The sequence below is a fragment of the Microcoleus sp. AR_TQ3_B6 genome, assembly GCF_036702785.1.
Taxonomy (GTDB): domain Bacteria; phylum Cyanobacteriota; class Cyanobacteriia; order Cyanobacteriales; family Microcoleaceae; genus Microcoleus.
Window position 1 is genome coordinate 98,887 of the sequence record NZ_JAUBVJ010000009.1, and the last position, 17,255, is coordinate 116,141.

At 45.3% G+C, this 17,255-nt stretch carries 13 protein-coding genes and 29 tRNA genes; 7 read left to right on the top strand and 35 right to left on the bottom strand.

Features of this window, described 5'->3' with window-relative positions; genetic code table 11:
- Positions 1-201: 201 nt before the first annotated feature.
- Together QUB56_RS07070 and QUB56_RS07075 are read left to right on the top strand one after the other, a co-directional pair.
- On the top strand, positions 202-372 hold the full coding sequence (locus QUB56_RS07070; protein ID WP_332954368.1) for a hypothetical protein: 171 nt from the start codon (positions 202-204) through the stop codon (positions 370-372).
- Between the two features lie 71 nt (positions 373-443).
- The gene (locus tag QUB56_RS07075) at positions 444-674 is read left to right on the top strand and encodes a hypothetical protein (protein WP_332954370.1); all 231 of its coding nucleotides are present in this window, start codon (positions 444-446) and stop codon (positions 672-674) included.
- Between the two features lie 415 nt (positions 675-1,089).
- Here QUB56_RS07075 and QUB56_RS07080 read toward each other — a convergent pair whose 3' ends face one another.
- The 33 genes from QUB56_RS07080 to QUB56_RS07240 form a co-directional block, all read right to left on the bottom strand.
- Entirely contained in the window at positions 1,090-1,656 is a 567-nt protein-coding gene (locus tag QUB56_RS07080) for a 3'-5' exonuclease (RefSeq protein WP_332954371.1), read from the bottom strand.
- Positions 1,657-1,945: 289 nt separating this feature from the next.
- Entirely contained in the window at positions 1,946-2,158 is a 213-nt protein-coding gene (locus QUB56_RS07085; protein WP_332954372.1) for a hypothetical protein, read from the bottom strand.
- Between the two features lie 132 nt (positions 2,159-2,290).
- Positions 2,291-2,373, bottom strand: a tRNA-Ser gene (locus QUB56_RS07090).
- A gap of 4 nt (positions 2,374-2,377) precedes the next feature.
- Positions 2,378-2,452: transfer RNA gene (locus QUB56_RS07095), tRNA-His, on the bottom strand.
- Positions 2,453-2,458: 6 nt separating this feature from the next.
- Positions 2,459-2,531 (bottom strand) — tRNA-Ala (locus QUB56_RS07100).
- Between the two features lie 207 nt (positions 2,532-2,738).
- A tRNA-Ala gene (locus QUB56_RS07105) sits at positions 2,739-2,815 on the bottom strand.
- A gap of 7 nt (positions 2,816-2,822) precedes the next feature.
- Positions 2,823-2,896: transfer RNA gene (locus tag QUB56_RS07110), tRNA-Arg, on the bottom strand.
- Between the two features lie 356 nt (positions 2,897-3,252).
- A tRNA-Arg gene (locus QUB56_RS07115) sits at positions 3,253-3,325 on the bottom strand.
- Positions 3,326-3,331: 6 nt separating this feature from the next.
- Positions 3,332-3,402: transfer RNA gene (locus QUB56_RS07120), tRNA-Val, on the bottom strand.
- Positions 3,403-3,538: 136 nt separating this feature from the next.
- Positions 3,539-3,609 (bottom strand) — tRNA-Gly (locus QUB56_RS07125).
- A 5-nt stretch (positions 3,610-3,614) separates the two neighbouring features.
- Positions 3,615-3,691 (bottom strand) — tRNA-Thr (locus QUB56_RS07130).
- A gap of 2 nt (positions 3,692-3,693) precedes the next feature.
- A tRNA-Thr gene (locus QUB56_RS07135) sits at positions 3,694-3,765 on the bottom strand.
- A gap of 5 nt (positions 3,766-3,770) precedes the next feature.
- A tRNA-Met gene (locus QUB56_RS07140) sits at positions 3,771-3,849 on the bottom strand.
- Positions 3,850-3,860: 11 nt separating this feature from the next.
- Positions 3,861-3,934 (bottom strand) — tRNA-Leu (locus tag QUB56_RS07145).
- 104 nt (positions 3,935-4,038) lie between these two features.
- Positions 4,039-4,112, bottom strand: a tRNA-Leu gene (locus tag QUB56_RS07150).
- Positions 4,113-4,140: 28 nt separating this feature from the next.
- Positions 4,141-4,216: transfer RNA gene (locus tag QUB56_RS07155), tRNA-Leu, on the bottom strand.
- 4 nt (positions 4,217-4,220) lie between these two features.
- A tRNA-Pro gene (locus tag QUB56_RS07160) sits at positions 4,221-4,293 on the bottom strand.
- Between the two features lie 4 nt (positions 4,294-4,297).
- A tRNA-Leu gene (locus tag QUB56_RS07165) sits at positions 4,298-4,378 on the bottom strand.
- 23 nt (positions 4,379-4,401) lie between these two features.
- Positions 4,402-4,478: transfer RNA gene (locus tag QUB56_RS07170), tRNA-Leu, on the bottom strand.
- A 29-nt stretch (positions 4,479-4,507) separates the two neighbouring features.
- A tRNA-Gln gene (locus QUB56_RS07175) sits at positions 4,508-4,581 on the bottom strand.
- Positions 4,582-4,616: 35 nt separating this feature from the next.
- Positions 4,617-4,799, bottom strand: a complete 183-nt coding sequence (locus QUB56_RS07180; protein WP_332954373.1) for a hypothetical protein — start codon at positions 4,797-4,799, stop codon at positions 4,617-4,619.
- Positions 4,800-4,913: 114 nt separating this feature from the next.
- Positions 4,914-5,303: a hypothetical protein gene (locus QUB56_RS07185; protein WP_332954376.1), complete on the bottom strand. Its 390-nt coding sequence runs from the start codon at positions 5,301-5,303 to the stop codon at positions 4,914-4,916.
- Between the two features lie 80 nt (positions 5,304-5,383).
- Positions 5,384-5,458 (bottom strand) — tRNA-Asn (locus QUB56_RS07190).
- 6 nt (positions 5,459-5,464) lie between these two features.
- Positions 5,465-5,537 (bottom strand) — tRNA-Phe (locus tag QUB56_RS07195).
- 4 nt (positions 5,538-5,541) lie between these two features.
- Positions 5,542-5,628: transfer RNA gene (locus QUB56_RS07200), tRNA-Ser, on the bottom strand.
- A gap of 4 nt (positions 5,629-5,632) precedes the next feature.
- Positions 5,633-5,707 (bottom strand) — tRNA-Arg (locus tag QUB56_RS07205).
- A gap of 34 nt (positions 5,708-5,741) precedes the next feature.
- Positions 5,742-5,823, bottom strand: a tRNA-Tyr gene (locus QUB56_RS07210).
- Positions 5,824-5,827: 4 nt separating this feature from the next.
- A tRNA-Glu gene (locus QUB56_RS07215) sits at positions 5,828-5,904 on the bottom strand.
- Between the two features lie 6 nt (positions 5,905-5,910).
- Positions 5,911-5,985, bottom strand: a tRNA-Trp gene (locus tag QUB56_RS07220).
- Positions 5,986-5,988: 3 nt separating this feature from the next.
- Positions 5,989-6,084 (bottom strand) — tRNA-Ile (locus tag QUB56_RS07225).
- A gap of 102 nt (positions 6,085-6,186) precedes the next feature.
- Positions 6,187-6,260: transfer RNA gene (locus QUB56_RS07230), tRNA-Cys, on the bottom strand.
- Positions 6,261-6,335 (bottom strand) — tRNA-Glu (locus QUB56_RS07235).
- 132 nt (positions 6,336-6,467) lie between these two features.
- Positions 6,468-6,541: transfer RNA gene (locus tag QUB56_RS07240), tRNA-Asp, on the bottom strand.
- 6 nt (positions 6,542-6,547) lie between these two features.
- On the opposite strand from QUB56_RS07240, the gene QUB56_RS07245 reads away from it, so the two are divergent.
- The 3 genes from QUB56_RS07245 to QUB56_RS07255 all read left to right on the top strand — a co-directional run bounded on the left by QUB56_RS07245 (position 6,548) and on the right by QUB56_RS07255 (position 9,478).
- Positions 6,548-6,670 carry a hypothetical protein gene (locus QUB56_RS07245; RefSeq protein ID WP_332954378.1) on the top strand — a complete coding sequence of 41 codons (123 nt, stop codon included), beginning with the start codon at positions 6,548-6,550 and terminating at the stop codon, positions 6,668-6,670.
- Between the two features lie 545 nt (positions 6,671-7,215).
- Entirely contained in the window at positions 7,216-8,553 is a 1,338-nt protein-coding gene (gene iscB / locus QUB56_RS07250) for an RNA-guided endonuclease IscB (protein WP_332954380.1), read from the top strand.
- Positions 8,546-9,478 carry a biotin--[acetyl-CoA-carboxylase] ligase gene (locus QUB56_RS07255; RefSeq protein ID WP_332954382.1) on the top strand — a complete coding sequence of 311 codons (933 nt, stop codon included), beginning with the start codon at positions 8,546-8,548 and terminating at the stop codon, positions 9,476-9,478. Before iscB ends, QUB56_RS07255 begins: the two co-directional genes overlap by 8 nt.
- Positions 9,479-9,809: 331 nt before the next feature.
- Here the strand turns inward: QUB56_RS07255 and QUB56_RS07260 are convergent, their stop codons facing one another.
- Together QUB56_RS07260 and pdxA are read right to left on the bottom strand one after the other, a co-directional pair.
- Positions 9,810-13,415 carry an OmpA family protein gene (locus tag QUB56_RS07260; protein ID WP_332954385.1) on the bottom strand — a complete coding sequence of 1,202 codons (3,606 nt, stop codon included), beginning with the start codon at positions 13,413-13,415 and terminating at the stop codon, positions 9,810-9,812.
- 124 nt (positions 13,416-13,539) lie between these two features.
- Positions 13,540-14,637: a 4-hydroxythreonine-4-phosphate dehydrogenase PdxA gene (pdxA, locus tag QUB56_RS07265; RefSeq protein ID WP_332954386.1), complete on the bottom strand. Its 1,098-nt coding sequence runs from the start codon at positions 14,635-14,637 to the stop codon at positions 13,540-13,542.
- Positions 14,638-15,680: 1,043 nt separating this feature from the next.
- On the opposite strand from pdxA, the gene petM reads away from it, so the two are divergent.
- Both petM and QUB56_RS07275 read left to right on the top strand, forming a co-directional pair.
- Positions 15,681-15,785: a cytochrome b6-f complex subunit PetM gene (gene petM / locus QUB56_RS07270; RefSeq protein WP_332954388.1), complete on the top strand. Its 105-nt coding sequence runs from the start codon at positions 15,681-15,683 to the stop codon at positions 15,783-15,785.
- Positions 15,786-16,276: 491 nt separating this feature from the next.
- Entirely contained in the window at positions 16,277-17,254 is a 978-nt protein-coding gene (locus tag QUB56_RS07275; protein WP_332954390.1) for an SDR family oxidoreductase, read from the top strand.
- The last annotated feature ends 1 nt before the right edge of the window (position 17,255 follow it).

Sequence of the window (17,255 nt, forward strand, 5' to 3'; positions counted from 1 at the left end):
CTGGCTTCTGAATGTAACTAATATATCCAATCGCTCCCTTGGTTAGAGATTTGCGATCGACCTTTTTATTGGTTAGCGCACTGTTTCGCAGCAGCAGCCATTTTATCGCGCGGAGCCCGTATCCCTACAGACATCGCAGCAAAGCGCGATCGGTACTCGGAAAGGAGATAAGCTGGTGTCAACTAAATATGACTGCTGCTAATGCCTGAACAAGAGGAAGGTTCCAAAACCATAAAAGTTACAATGCCCAACCGAATCCATCAAAAGCTGAAGAAGCTGTCTGACGAGTCAGGAATATCCATGTCTAAACTGATGCTCCTGGCAACTATCAACGAATATAAGCTGATTGACGATAAACTTACCCCAGACTAGCCCCATTTAGTACCCTTTCTTTCCCCATTGTGCTATCCTTCAGGGAAATAGTCAACCCTGGAGGTGTGCTTGTGACTCAAGATCAACTCGAAGCCCTTGTCGATGAACTCGGCTTAGTGTCAGTCGTCAGCCTGCTGGCAAATATCTGCCACAACAAAGCCCGACAAACGTTGTGCCTGAAGGGACAAGGGGCTAATCCTTACACCGCTTGGAACAGCAACGGCTTCTTGCTGAAGCAGTTGATGACCAGACTGCGGCCAATCGGCAGCTACGATCGCGATTTAGACCTCAAGAACAACTGAGGTTCTGAGGTTCAACCCGTGCAAGTGCGTAAAGCATTGGTTTTATTCGGTTAATAGCCGAGTATGTATGCTTTAACTGTTAGGGCACGGGTTGAAACTCTTCGATTTGGACTTGAACCTTGAATGGAGAGGACGGGACTCGAACCCGCATCGATCGACAGCAACTTTCAGGAAACGCGCTTCCTTACTGCCCGCAAGCAGACGGGAACTGCCCCCATCTCGGACTGTTAATTCCTTTCAGTGCCTCCGCAACCCGCTGCCAGTTTGCGTTTTCAGGGAACGTCGCGAAGCAACTTTTTACCCTACTCAACAAACCCGATCGTCCTTTTGAGAGCCGCTTTTCCAAAGTTTTTACGGTGCCATTCCACTTAGGCGACCTCCCCATAATTTTGCTCGCTGTATGTACGATCGCAAATCAGGACAACTGTTTTCGCTCTAGAATATAAGGCAACAGTTTGGCGATATTTCTCGCATCATCAATACCTCGGTGATGAGTTCCTTCTAGCGGTAAACCCGCGAGTGTCAAAGCTTTTGCCATCCCATGACGTTTTCGCAAACCTTGCTTGTCCGAAAACAATCGTTTGAGATTGACATGAGGATAAGCAATGGGAAAAGGTACTTTGTGAAAATTGCTGTCTTGTTGAAATTGTTTGCGATCGAAATCGCCCCAGGAACCAAATACACCATTTGAGTAACCAGACAGCCAGTTTTTCATAAGTGCGATCGCTTCCGGGTAAGTCGGAGCTCGATCGACTTGTGCTTGAGAAATAGATGTTAGCGATTTGCAGAATTCAGTCAGGATAGGATGGCGGATAGGTTTGATGAAGCTTTGAAATTCATCAACAATACTTAGAGATTCTGAATGCACCATAACCGCTCCTATTTCGATAATTTCCATTTCCTCTTTTCTGATATTTCCGCGATCGCAGCAAGTTGCTTCAAGGTCAACCACCAGATAGTAATTGTAATGCTGTAAATTCATATACTGGAATTAAACCTCACATAATATATTTCTGACCAAGAATTTCAAAGGTGGTACCCGCCACGTGATTGATCCGTGGAATCAATCCCAAATCGAAAATCTAAAATCCTCAAGCCCCCGCATTTATCCGTGGGGCCAATCTAAAATCTAAAATCTAAAATCTAAAATCGATTGACTCGGGCGCTCCCACCAAAGAAACCGGGTTTTTTACGAAAAAACTTCGTTACAGCCCGCAGATTGGTAAAAAACCCGGTTTCTGATCTCCATGCGTAAGCCCTATATTGATGACTTACGCATATTCTTCAAAACCCGGAGGTGTTTCATCAAAATCATCCGCAACGTAAGTAAAAATTCCTTGACCGCAGCCAAATTGACCAGGTTTGAGTACAGCAGTCTTTTCGGGTGACTTTTCTTTCAGTTTTTGGATTTCGTTTAAAAGTTGAATATCCTTTAATAACAAAATCCACTGCATCAATTCTAATTTGAGAACTTGAATGCTCATGGCTTCTATGTTGAATAACTAGCAAATCTAGACTTATTATAAACCAATCCATCCACCGAGGAGGTACTGCCCCTCCTATCGCCGCGTTATCAGCACGGTGTCTCACTTTTCGACTTCCGGTGGTTAATTAAAAGGAAGATGAAGGAATCGAACCCTTACAGTTACCTGTACCCCAGTTTTCAAGACTGGTTGCCAACCATTTAGCGGCATCTTCCAAGGGGTGTCCGACGGGGCTTGAACCCGCTAATAACTAGCTTCACGGGCTAGCGTCTCGACCGCTTCGACTTCAGACACCGGAAGTGGAGTCAAGGAGAATCGAACTCCTGGCCTCTTGCGTGCAAAGCAAGCGCTCTACCAATTGAGCTATGACCCCTTATACTATTTTAGATTTTAGATTTTAGATTTTAGATTGGGGATGAGTTAGTGGATATGGTTTGGAGATTCCCCACACTTGAATTAGTTTTTTAAAGTGGTATTAAGTCGCCCCTAACAAAATTTTAGACGAATATTCAAGCTTCTAGATTGATTTGTGCAATCAATCTCAAATCCAAAATCCAAAATCCAAAATCTAAAATCGGTATGGTGGATTGCGATCGGATTTGAACCGATATCTTTCTAACAGCCAGTTAGATGCTTTACCAATTAAGCTACGAACCCCAGACAGCAGGAGCGGTAGGACTTGAACCCACAACATTCGAGGTAGAAGCTCGACACTCTATCCAGTTGAGTTACGCTCCCATGTTTTTTGTTAATGTGCGATTCCCTACGAGATAGCTGCGCCGCGCGTACTTTCCGTGCAAGTTATCAGAGCATTGCGTTTTCTCAGTTACTAGAGGGACTGGACCGATGAGTTATTACACACTCTTTAAAGGATGGCTACCTTTAAGCCAACCTGCCGGTTTCAAAGCACTCCCCGTTCTCAAACGCCCGCTGATTTTGACAGCGTTACCTTTCCTCTCGTACTAAAGTATGTAGGCTCCAAAGATTGAGACACGCAAAGGGCGTGAAGCGCTGCTATCCCGTAGGGAATCGCTCTTAATATAAAAAATTATCCATTCAATGGAATCAACCTCCTTAAATTAAAGCAAAAACAACGAGAGTGGTAGGACTCGAACCCACAACATCCGCGTCCGAAGCGCGGCGCTCTATCCATTGAGCTACACTCCCATAAATTGGTAGTCCTGACAGGATATTACCCCGCGTCTGCTTGTAAGGCAAACGCTCTACCGTTGAGCTACAGGACTACAAAAGCGGATGATGGGACTCGAACCCATGCGCTGAGAATGGCATACTCAGATGCTAGCCTTTACATCACACCCGCAAACCGATTTTAGATTGGAAATTTGAGATTTTGGATTGAAAAAACCTCTCGTTTAGCCAAGCGGATAACGAGGCTCGAACTCGTGCCTAGAGTTTGGAAGACTCGAATGCTACCGTTACACCATATCCGCAATTGTGGGGCTGGCGATAGGAATTGAACCTACAACCGACTGATTACAAATCAGTTGCTCTGCCTAATTGAGCTACACCAGCACAGCAGATGGCGAGATTTGAACTCGCAAGAAAGCTTTACAAGAACCTCATGTTGCCAATTACATCGTACCTGCATTTTTGGTAGCGGGGGCAGGAGTTGAACCTGCTGATTTGCAGCTTATGAGACTGCCGAGCCTAGCCGTTGCTCCATCCCCGCGCTATTACCAAATACCCCTGGCTGGTCTCGAACCAGCAACCTTCTCACCCTAAATGAGACGCCTCTTCCAATTGGGCTACAAGGGCAAATTTTAATTGGGCGATTCTCTACGGGATAGCTGCGCCGCGCGTACTTTTTTCCTAAACTTTTCTAAACACTGTAAGTTCCTCCTATATTTATTAAAAATTCATGCTCTCGACAGGATTTGAACCTGTAAAAAACTAGGCTCTCGACCTAGCGCGTCTGCCGTTCCGCCACGAGAGCAAATAGCAGAAATTGGCTGTTAGCCAAATACCCCTGACAGGAGTTGAACCTGCAAAAAACACTCGTTCTGAGCGAGTGATGTTTTCCAATTACATCACAGGGGTAAAGTCGGGATGGTTGGATTTGAACCAACGACTCCATGCTCCCAAAGCATGGCTTCTGGCCGCTGAATTACATCCCGTTCATGCTCCTAGTGAGACTCGAACTCACACTCAAAATAAAACAGATTTTAAGTCTGCCGCGTCTGCCAATTCCGCCACAGGAGCAAGTAGAAACTTAGTTGAAAATTTGGTACTCCTGGTGAGATTTGAACTCAGACAACACAATTTTTGAAATTGCGGCCTCTGCCAATTGGGCTACAGGAGTGTAATTTATCTGCTTTGGTAATAGCAGAACTGGGAAGGCAGGGCTCGAACCTGCATTTTGCCGCTTTCAAAGAGCGGTGCCATACCGATTAGGCGACTTCCCAATAACATTTACTCAACTTACTAAATATTGAGATATTTAATATTTTTTATTTCGGTTCCAATATCCTCTTGGCGGTTTCTGAATTCCATAAGTCTTACACCATTTTTCTATTGCCTTGCCACTGACACCAAACTCTTTTGCTAACCAAGTGGTCGGTTTTTCCCAGAGCATTTTTTCTAGCTCCTCTTTAGAGGGACGCTCCACTTTTCGGGCTTTCATATGAGGAACTCGTTTGTTCTGGTGAACTAGGTAATTATTTGCTTCCGGCTCTCTGCGTTGACTTCCATAAGTTTCAGTTTGTCTGTGACAGTTAGGGCAAAGAAATCTCAGATTCTATTGCCTATTATCTTGCCAGTTTCCATTGATGTGATCGATATCTAAAACCAACTTCTTTCCTAACCATTCATTTTGCACCAAACATTTATTGTTTTCACATTTGTACTCTCTCCCTATCTCCATTAATGCTCTTCTAAGTTGGAATGTTTGTGTTCTTTGATTGCGCGAACTTAGAACCAAAATTTCTTGGCAAGGCTTTTTAGGATTAAGCCCTTTCAAACTTTGATCGGATTGTTTAAAGTGAGAGGTATCAATACCCAAATCTTTAATCCGCTTAGTTATGTGACCATGACTTCCACCACCTGCTATACCAATTTGCCTTAAAACCCCACTGATTGAAAATGAATGTTTAACAGCTTCTTCCAAGATTTCTTTGGTGTATTTCATGAAAAGTGTAGAACTCAAGTATTTATTATTATAAATGAGCTCTGCACCATCCTTTACCAACTTTTTAACGTTGTGTAAAATGGCTGCCCCAGTAGGACTCGAACCTACAACCTAGCGGTTAACAACCGCTTGCTCTACCATTGAGCTATAAGGCAACGCAATCCCCCAAGTCAGTATCGAACTGACGACCTCTTGTTCTTCACACAAGCACTCTACCAACTGAGCTATCGGGGGAAAACGGAGAAGGAGGGATTTGAACCCTCGACGGCTGTTAAACCGCTCTTTCTTAGCAGGAAAGCGCCTTAAGCCTCTCGGCCACCTCTCCATAGCGAGAACGGAGGGATTTGAACCCCCAAATCTTCAGTTTCGTAGACTGAAATGTTATCCAGTTACACCACGTTCTCAAGATTGCAACTGCGGATTAAATGCAGTTACAAATGGGTCAGGCTGGAATTGAACCAGCAACGCTTTAAGCTACTGTTTTACAGACAGCTACCCACGCCAATAGGAGGGCCGACCCAGTTTGGAAGTGCTGACGGGAGTTGAACCCGCAATCACTTGGGTGAAAACCAAGCGGCTTAAACCATTTGCCTACAGCACTATAAATTGGCACAGGAACTGAGATTTGAACTCAGAATGCTGGTTTTGGAGACCAGAGTGTTGCCAGTTACACCATCCCTGCTTGTGGTCGCAGCGGCGGGATTTGTAGCTTGCTTCCGCGAAGCGGTACCCGCATTGACCAAGGTATGAACTTGGCGCTTTACCATTAAGCTACGCTGCAATGTCACTTTCGCTTCGTTCCTTTTCAAAGTTAAAAAAATTAATTAAAAGACTGTTAGTTTAATCTTTTAATTTCTAATTTTTAATTTCTGATTGGGAACAGAGGTTAGGGCGGGATTTGAACCCGCGAAATTCGGTTTTGCAGACCGACGCCTTCAACCACTCGACCACCTAACCTGGGAGTCCCGACGAGGTTTGCACTCGCAATCTTCTCCTTGAGAGGGAGACGGCTTGACTTTTGCCTACGGGACTTTGACCACCGCCGAAAAACGGATACTTGCTTTCCGACAGGATGTGTGGATTTTAGACCCTAGTTCCAATTCCCAGATTCTTCTCCTGTGGAGTAAATCTAAAATCTAAAATCTAAAATCTAAAATCGACTGACGGGAGTAACGAGACTTGAACTCGCAACCTTTCGCTCGACAGGCGATTGCTCTGACCGATTGAGCTATACCCCCGCGAAAATGAACAATTTTCTGTCCTTGAATTACTCGAGTTGGGACGGGGTGGCGGTTGATTCCGCGTACTACAACCCGATCGGGCTATTGTTGCCGGAGTCTACACCGCCGCTGTCCACAATTATGTGACACGATTAACTTCCTATTCTGTTTTCAAGGTTCATATTGCTCCTGGGGTAAGGCTTTGAAGCTCTTTCCCCTTCGCCATACATTTATACTACATTGTGTAATACAAGACTGTCAAGGGGGTAATACAACTTTTTTTTAAATTGGGTTTTTAAAAGGGGTGCCGATCGCTCCCACCAACCCTATGCGTTCCCCCAAACCCTTATAAATCAAGAGATTTTGCTGCTAAACTGATGTTGTTGCGTAAGGTAAATGTCACGAACCCAGCGCTGACTGCTTAGGCAGTACAGCGTGGGCTTGAGAGAAATCTTAAGCCTTCGCGATTAGCCTCAGTGTTCCAGTATGCAAGGAATACTACGTTTTCCGAGAATACATAGGCACCGTGAAGTGTAGGGCTAGCAACCCGATTCCTAGCTTCACGCTCTGCGGTTTTCATTAAACATTCCTGTTGGGTCGGGAAAGTGTGGAAACATCAAAACCTTGTGAAAACATTGGCGAAGGAAACCACATTCTTAGGAATGAAAACCTGTTTACTAGGTTTAACAATCATGAAAGTCTACGTTATCAACAGAAAAGGGCGTCCCTTGATGCCCACAACTCCCAGGAAGGCGAGACTCTTGCTCAAGACTGGTAAAGCCAAAATTGTTCGGCGCACCCCTTTCTCTATCCAACTCATCTACGGTTCGAGTGGCTACACTCAGCCTGTGAATTTGGGTATTGATGCAGGGTACGAGAACATAGGCTTCAGTGCCGTAAATGAGAACCGAGAGCTTATTGGTGGCGAACTTAAGATGCTCAAAGGAATATCCGAAAGGATTACCGAGAGGCGCAAGTATCGTCGTACCCGTAGGAATCGACTACGACACAGAAAACCCCGTTTCTCCAATAGAAGGATAGAGAAAGGCTGGTTGGCACCTAGTATCCAGCACAAGCTAGATACTCATCACCGACTTATCCACAAGATATGCTGTACCCTCCCTGTCAGAACGGTAACAATCGAAGTTGCTGCATTTGACATCCAGAAAATCAAGAACCCCACAATCGTTGGGGAACAATATCAATATGGAGAGCAATACGGCTTTGATAATCTGCGGGAATATATCCTGCATAGAGACGGACATAAATGCCAGAATCCCAACTGCAATAACAAAACAGACAAACCAATTTTGCAAGTTCATCACTTGGGATTTTGGAAGAATCCGCCTGACCGCACGGATAGACCCGCCAATTTGATTACACTTTGTACCAAATGCCATACCCCCAAAAACCATCAGAAAAAAGGTTTCTTGTTTGGATGGCAGCCCAAACTCAAGTCATTTAAGGGTGAAACCTTCATGACAATGGTGCGGTGGCGATTGACCGAACAAGGTCGGTACGAGTCCACCTTTGGTTACATTACCAAAGGTAAACGCCGGGATCTGGAAATAGAAAAGTCCCACCACAATGACGCTTTTGTCATTGCTGGCGGGACAACTCAAACCCGTGTGGTCAAGCCGTTGATGCTCGAACAAATTCGACGTAATAAACGGTCACTAGAACAGTTCTACGATGCCAAATATCGTGATATCAGGGACGGAGAAATCCGTTCTGGAGGCGAGTTGTCTTCCGGTCGTACAACCAGAAATACCAATCTTAATGGTGAAAATTTACGACAACACCGTGCCCATAAAGTTAGCACTGGACGCCGCGCCATTAAGCGGAAGCGATATCCGTACAAGCAGCGTGACTTGGTTTTGTTTGAAGGAAAAGCTTACGAAGTTATCGGGATGCAGAACTTGGGCACTCGCCTTAGTTTGAAGCCCGATACCAACAGTAAAACCAAGTACAAAACGGCAGCTTTAAGCAAAGTTAAACCATTAAAAAGAAGAGGAGGAATCTGTGAATAACAAACATGATTTGGATAATTGGGAGACATTTAGTCCCACAAATTATCCCGCCATTCGTCTCGACGCCGACGTAAAGTACGGCGCGAGGCTCCTGGCGGAAAAAGCTGAATTGCCCTTAACTCCCGTGCCCGCAACCACAGAACCCGATCGCCCAAACCTCCATCACTGGCTACACTCCTTGGATACCTGTCCCAGTACCAACAGTTGGGCAATCGCCCGCGCGGCCCAACTCCACCACGGAGATGCAGTATTTACTAGGCGACAAACCAGCGGGCGCGGCCAACACGGGCGCACCTGGCACGCCCCAAGCGGTGTCTTGACTGTTAGTTTTGTTCTCGACAACCTCAACCCCACTCTGTTGCCAGGGCTCAGTTTAGCAGCGGGTTTAGCGGTGATTTACGCGATCGAAGATTTGGTGCCCGACTGTCGCGATATGCTGCGCCTGAAATGGCCAAACGATGTCTGGATCGATCGCCACAAATTAGCCGGAATTCTCTGCGAAGCTACCAACGGCAATGTTTCTGGCAAAACTCGCGCCGTTGTGGGAATTGGACTCAACCGCTGCGTAGATTTCGCGGCTGCGGGATTGGATGAAAGGGATCTCGGCAAGGCGGTAAGCTTGCATTCTATTGCTAGTACAGTACCAGATGAACTGTGTTTGCTCGATCGACTGCGGCACTATTTACTCGAACTAGCCGATATGTTTTCTACCACAGACAAGCCAGCATCCAAGTCCGGTTTAGCGCTACTTTTGCCGGAATTGCGCCGCCGCGATGCGTTGATTGGCTGCTCGGTGGCGATCGAACTTGCGTCGGAAACCATCTGCGGAGAAGCCGCCGGCATTGATGGATGCGGCCGCTTGTTAGTATGCTTGGCGGGCGATCGAATACAAGCCTTTACCTCCGGGCGAGTTAGATTAATTTAAGAGGAAGAAGGAAGAAGGAAGAAGGAAGAAGGAAGAAGGAAGAAGGAAGAAGGAAGAAGGAAGAAGGAAGAAGGAAGAACAAAGAAGGAAGAACAAAGAAGGAAGAAGGAAGAAGGAAGAAGGAAGAAGGAAGAAGGAAGAACAAAGAAGGAAGAAGGGAAATGCAGTCAGAGCAATATTTTCAGCGATAAAAAATGTCCTAACCTTCTTGCCAGTTACTATAAATTAAGAGAAATAAGTCATTAGTCATTAGGGAAAATTCCCCATTAACCAGGCCCGATGCCCGGTGCCCGATCCCCTATTCCCCATTCCCAATTCCCAATTCCCCATTTTAATTTATCACTTCAAATATTACTAATCTGCTCAGCCACAGCGGTTGATTTGGTTCCACACCTTCGGGACGACCCTTAGTAGAAGCAACTTGTATTCTGTTGCCATTTATCCCTTGTTTAACCAAAATACCTTTCACATTTGTCGCCCTTTCCAGTGCCAACTTTTGATTTTCGGTCGGAGTGCTTTTAAAATCGCTGTAGCCAATTATCCTTAAATTCTTCGTGCTATTTCCCTCCATATATTCCTTGACTTTGCTAAGCTTTTGTGCTACGTCTTTCGCCTGCACACTTGCCGAGCCGGCATCGAAATACACGCGAACTGCCATTCTTTTTGGCTGCGGTTGAGTTCCTATTATCACTGTATTTGTTACAGACTTCACCCCCGGAATTTTCTCAAAAGCTTGAGTTATTTTCTGAGCATCTGGGACTTGGCTCACACTGCCTGCAATGGCGACTTTTCCCTCTGTATAGCGAGCCGAGATATCAATGCTTTCTACTTTATTCAAAAGAGCTGCCGTCCGCTTGACATCGGCTTCGACTAAAACCGGATCGGGAGGTACTTCAACGGCTATAATTTTATTTTCAATTCTTGATTTGGGAGCCGCTTGCTGAGCTATTTTTTCGGCTTTCGATCGCAGCTTTTGATTCGGCACTCGTCCAGAAAGCTCCAATATTTTATCTTTAACATTTGCCGCGAGGCGATAAACCGATAACTCCGGAGCAGATTGTAAAGCTAAATTCGTATCTGCTTCTAAGCTCGCTTCAACTCCGCTGCGGTATTGATGAATTCCCCAAGGTACGCCAATTAAACCTAATGCTGCCAAACCGATAATTGGTAAAATTGGCAGTTTAGGAGATTTAACTTTTACCTCTGTATCGATTAATTTTTGCAAGTTCGAGTTTACTTCGGCCGGCACAGTGGCTGGATCGCCTTTAAATGACTGGATTTGAGCCCCGTATTCTTGAACAATCTTTTTGAATATAGATCGCATTTTGTACTTAAACCACTGGCGGGTTTCTCCTTGCATAACTACTGCCAGATAACACGAACCCGCTACTTCCAATACTATCTTAGATGTGCCGTATTCTATAGCATCAATCTCTGCAAAATTTCCAGACTGAGATCTGCAATCATTGACAAAAGCGCGAATAGCAGTCAGCATCCCCGCTACCATGTCTGATTCTAGCTGTTCGCGTTCCGACGGCTGCACTGCTGAAATTACTAAGCCCGATTCTCCTTGAATTAAAAAGACAGCTTTCACAGTCAGTGGAGTTGTTTCTTTCATCAGCAATTCTGCTTCAGAAATTCCCTGCAACTTGGCTTTAATTTTGCGACTAATTCGCTCGGGACTTAAAGATGATTCCAGTTTTTCATTAATCTCCCGCATCCTCTCAGAGAGGTATTTTAAAATCGTGCTGCCGACGATCGGATAAAGTGCATCCGACATAGCTTCTCGCTTGAGATGAATTTGCTGTTTGATAGCGGCGGCCATTTCCGGCGCGATCGCCATGGCAATTTCATCGGGCGATTCACTGATTCTGTGGCTGATTCCCACAGGAATAGCCGGCGATATGGCTACTCCCATCGATTGCCTGTTTTCTCGGGTTTTGGTATTAATTACTTCATCAATTATCGGAGTTATGGTTTCGGCAAATGATTTTCTCGACTCCTTAATTGTTTGGATCATCATTTCGGGAAACATGATTTTAATTCGGTCGATTAATTCTTCCCGATTGCCTCCCCATTCAGCATCAGTAATTTTGCGCTCGAGTTCCCCTACTTTATCGTTGAGTCGGTAATTATAACCTACAACTTCATCTAACAATGGTAAAATAGATGCGATCACCGACTTTTCTAGCTGGGCGTGATGGCTAACCATCAGCTCGTCAATCAAAGGTTTCAGTAAATCTGTAAACAAGTCTGTCGATTCATAAATCCGGTGTTCGATCGCCACAATCTGTTGTTCGATCTTCCCGAGTCTTTTATCGATCTTTTTATGCTGAATGATTGCATCGACAGTGGGGGCGATCGCAGATTCTATCTCTAGCTTTGCTTCCTCGATGTTTCGGGACAGCATTTCTACAATCACTGGCATTATTCTTGCCATCAACCCTTCTATCTCGGCTAAAACTTGCTGATGAACTTCGACAATCTTATTTTCATTGTTTAATATTTGTGCTGCTATACCGCTGTTTTGAATCGCGGTGTTGACAGCCGGCGCCATCGCCTCTCTCACCTCTAACTTTGTCTCGTCGATTTTCCGGTTCAGCGACTCAATCATTAAGGGCATCAACCTTGCCATTATTTCTTCCGGCTGAAACTTTTGCTGTCGCTGGAGATTATTTAGTCTACTTTCTACGTCGCTCAATTTTCCTTGAACTTCTTTTGGAAGAATTGATGATTCTATCAAAGGTTCGATCGCCGCTGCTACCTCTAATTTTGATTCATCGATTTTCTGGTTCAGCAAATCAGTTATTGCTGGCATTAGCATCGCCCTTATCTCTTCTGGCTTCTGAATTGGCGACTGTTGCGCAGCCAGCCTGCCCTCGATGATGTTCAATACTTTTTCTTCTATTTCTACCCAAGCTATTCTTACTTGTACAGAGGGTGCGACAGTTGCTATCACCTCTGATTTTAATTCACTAATTTTGCGGTTCAGCAACTCGCTCACTATCGGCACTAGCTGCTTGATTAAATCTTCTGGTTGCTGATGGTAACGCTGCTGAATATTCGCAACTCTATCTTCAATTCTTACTACGTGTTCTTCAACTTTGTTTTGATTGTTAATTACTTGATTAACTGTCGGTGCGATCGCCGAAGCTACCTCTAACTTAGACTCCTCTAGTTTGCGGTTGAGCAGCTCGCCCACCACCAACATCAGCCGTTGCATTAACTGTTCTGAATTCGGCAGTTGCTGGTGGAAGTTAGCAATTTGATTTTCCAAATCCGCTATTTTTGTCTGCAATTCGAGGCGATTAATTTTATTATTGCTCGCGACTTCGATCGCCTTTTTCAATTCAGACTTCAACCCTTCTAACTCTTCTCTCACTAACTCAGGAATTAACCCTCTCAGTAAATTCATCAACTCTTTCGGTTCAGACATCAGCTTCTCAAAATTTTCTAACCTTTCTTCCACGCTCAAAGCATTACTGTAAAATTCCGGCAAATCCCTTTCAAACAGCAGTTGGTGCAACCGTTTAAACTCCTCCACTGCTTGTTCTAATTCTTCCTCCGACGGTCGATATTTTTTTGCTACCTCTGCGGTTCTAGATAAACCGGATTCCTCATTATTGTTTTGTCGTCTTTGAGATGGTATCTTTTCATTATTAGTCAATACTTCAGGTACAATAGCCGATGGTTCGATCCGAAAAGAGAATTGATTGCGCCGATTTTCCTCGTCCTTAAGTTGCTCGACCGACTTGTCAGAAAGCGGTAACTTCAGCTTGCTGGGTTCCTTTTTAGATTTCTTCAATAACTGCAATTCACTCAGTATGGTTAGCAATTCCTGAAGTTGCTCTCCAGCTTTAGGACTTGCCAAAGTTGCATCAGAAACCTGTTTTTCTGACTGATATCTTTGGTCTGAATTATCATTAAGTGCTGCCATACTGTGCTACCCAAATCTGATTTTAACCGATCGACTCAAATGACCAGCTTGCTTGCCGCCTCGCGCCAGCGAACATCAAGAGGAATGACACAATTTTTCGCAGCCAGCGTCAGGCTTACTAAAGCTAGCGCCCTATTTTAAGTGCTTTTCTGCGACTAGCCAATTGGGCCGCTAACTGCAATGCTGCCTTCATGCTGGAGGCATCTGCAATCCCTTGACCTACAATATCAAAAGCTGTGCCGTGATCCGGAGATGTGCGGACAAAAGGCAAGCCAATTGTAGTGTTGACGGCTTTGTCGAAAGCCATCAATTTTACTGGAATCAACCCTTGGTCGTGGTACATTGCCAAGTAACCGTCGTGAGCTTCTGTGGCTAAACCGTACCAAACTTTAGCAGGTTTTACCCACAGGGTATCGGGGGGTACTGGCCCGTCTAACTGCACTTGAGGAAAGCGATCGCGCTGCGTTTCCAACCAAGGTATCATCCAGTCTTGCTCTTCATTTCCCAGTTTGCCATTTTCACCGCTGTGAGGATTTAAGCCAGAAATCGCAATTTTCGGTCTTTCGAGCCCAAAATCTTCCCGCAAACACTCTACCAGCAATTCTAGTTTTTCGCTCAGCAATTCTGGAGTCAAAGCATCGGGGACTTGACGGAGGGAAATATGTGTGGTTGCGAGTAAAGTTACCAGGGTCCAGCCACTGTGGGGAGATGTGGCGGCAAACAGCATTCCGAAGCGCTGCGATTTTGCCCTTTCTGCGAGGAGCTCTGTTTGTCCGGGATAATTGTAACCTGCCGCCTGCCAGCAAGTTTTGGAAATCGGGCCTGTGACGATCGCGGAGAATTCGCCGGCGATGGTACGGGCGATCGCGCTTTCCATGTAAGCAAAGCTAGCCGCCCCGCTAGCTGCACTCCCGACACCGGGGACAATTTCGCCCCACTTGCTATCTGGTTCGATATCAATAATGTTTAATGTTTCGGGATTTGCCGCTTTTGCTGCTGGATTGCTCGATCGCAACTTCTCGTATGTTTGCTGCAACACTATTCTAGAGCCTAGAACCGTCACCTTCAAAGCAGCAGCGGGATCTGCCAATGCCTTGAGAATCACTTCCGGGCCAATTCCCGCCGGATCTCCCAGAGTTACAGCTAGTTTTGATTCCCGATCGAGACTCAAGGCAGTTCTCTCCAACAAAATACAGGAATTTCCGCACTGAAATCTTAGCATTTAGCTAGCTCGTTTGCCAAAAACAGCCAAAAACTGCTGAAAACCTCGCGATTGCGACACCATGCATCAAAGCTAACAGCCGGCTTTACACTCCCTGTTAAGTTCTTGGATGCTGATTGTTGATATTATTCGCTTGATATAGTAAAATCTCTTGCATCACACAGGCTGTAAAACCGTAGATACGTTAAACCGCGATCGGCAAGTGGAACGATCGAGAAAGAAGTAGTAATGTCGAGTCAACTACCCACACTAACCCGTAGGGTACAGTGTGGGCTTTTGGGAAACCATAAGCTTTGTTGACTGGCCTGTGTTCCTGGTTTCCCGGACCTATGTTATGCCGGTCAAGACACCTTTAAATGGGTGCGAGTTTAAAGCTGTGTCGTCTGAAGTTAAACAGGCTATTGGGAAAAACCAGTGCTTGGGACCGCAGAAGCCGGCGATTACTTTGGCGAGGCCAACTTCACGGCGAAAGGAAGAGTAAGACTTAAGCGGCAAAAAGTTATCCTTACTTGCCTATACTTATTTACTTGAGGTAAGTTGACTAGCGATCGCACGTAGTGTTATCTTTACTTGAGAAGCTTTGGCGATCGGGGGATAGCCTACTTATCTTGGGATTAGCCGTCTCCCCAACAGCATTGTCAGTAAACACTAATTATCTAAAGAAAACTTTGGATAAGTTTAGACAAGTTTTACAAAGCAGACAACAATAATGTACATTTTTGTCTGGGATATTAACAAAGAGTGTCTAGACCCATGCCATCCGGTATGAGCTAGAGAGTTGATAAAAATTGGATAAAAAAGTAGGGCGCGACACGCCCAAACTCTAGGCCAGTATCCTAGTAGGCTTGATTCAGGTCGGCCCGCACAGATTGTCTAAACTCGACTGTTTGGTTGTTACTTTGGTACGGTCAAAGAGTTCAGGAATTGCTCGCAAGAGATAGCTAATTTTAAGGTAGGTCCCTGAATTAAGAATCCCCGTCTCTAACACAGCGGAGAGTGTCAAAATATGTTTATTTGACGATCGTCAAGGAACTCTAAAACTAATGAACCCTGAAATTTTCAACGCAGCCTTTTTGGCCTTTTCCTTAATTTTCGTCGGTATCGGTGGAGGCTTCCTACTGCTCAAACTCCAAGGCGGCGGAGAGTAAGTTATACCGGAAGCAGAAATCGGGTTTTTCTACATAAAAATCATGCAACCGCCTTGGCAAGATTAGAAAAACCCGGTCCAGATTCATCTGTGGAATAAATCTAAAATCCTTGGACTGCTCGCGGGAGCCGAACGTCTGGGCCCGAAGTCTAAAATCCAAAATCTAAAATCTAAAATCTAAAATCCTTCGACTCTTGTTCAATATCCCAGATTCATCTGTGGAATAAATCTAAAATCCTTCGACTGCTCGCGCGAGCCGAACGTCTGGGCCCGAAGTCTAAAATCTAAAATCTAAAATCTAAAATCTAAAATCGACTGACTCCTCTCACATCCCCGATGCGGGACGCGCCAGGCACATCCACCTTGCGCCTGGGAGCGCCCCGATGTTTGATTGATGAGAAAATTTCACGTTTTTGTTAAGTTTTTATAAAAAACTGAGAAAGACCTGATACTATTTTATAGAAAGTTTAAGATTCGTAAATTAATCCCTAGATGACTTTATTGATTGTAGGTGCCACCGGCACTCTCGGCCGCCAAATAGCCCGCCGCGCCCTAGACGAGGGCTACCAGGTACGCTGTTTAGTCAGAAGTTACAGAAAAGCAGCCTTTTTGAAAGAATGGGGCGCCGAACTCGTACCCGGGAACCTTTGCCAACCAGACAGTCTGCCTCCGGCGCTAGAAGGCGTCAGTGCTATCATCGATGCAGCAACCGCCAGTGCCGGCGATTCTGTCAGCATCAAAAGAGTAGACTGGGATGGAAAAGTATCGCTGATCCAAGCAGCAGCAGCCGCAGGCATCAAGCGTTACATATTCTTTTCCTTTCTCGACGCCGAGAAATATCCCCAAGTCCCCTTGTTGGAAATTAAGCGCTGTACCGAGCTGTTCTTAGCAGAATCCGGTTTAGACTACACAATATTGAGACCTTGCGGCTTTTTGCAAGGACTGCTGAGCCTGTATGCAATGCCGATTTTGGACAATCAGGCAGTCTGGCTGCCTAACAAGCCGTCCGCCCTTGCTTACATGAACACTCAGGACGTTGCTAAATTTGCCATCCGGGCCCTTTCGGTTCCCGAAACCGTGAAAAAAAGCTTTCCGGTGGTGGGGAATCGCGCTTGGGATGCTGACGAAATCGTGCGGTTGTGCGAACGGCTGTCAGGGAAGGAAGCCAAAATTACGCGCACCCCTGATGTCTTGTTGCAGGCTACTCGTAAATTAGCTACGTTCTTTCAGTGGAGTTGGAACGTAGCTGACAGATTGGCTTTTTCAGAAGTTTTGGCAGCCGGAAAACCCTTGAAAGCTCCGATGGATGATGTTTACAGTGTCTTCGGCATCGATCCCAAAGAAACTACTACTTTGGAATCTTATCTGGAAGAATACTTTAATCTGATTATGAAGAAGCTCAAGGAAATAGAGTACGAGCAGCTTAAGACGAAAAAACGGAGTAAACAAAAGATGCCCTTTACATTTTAAA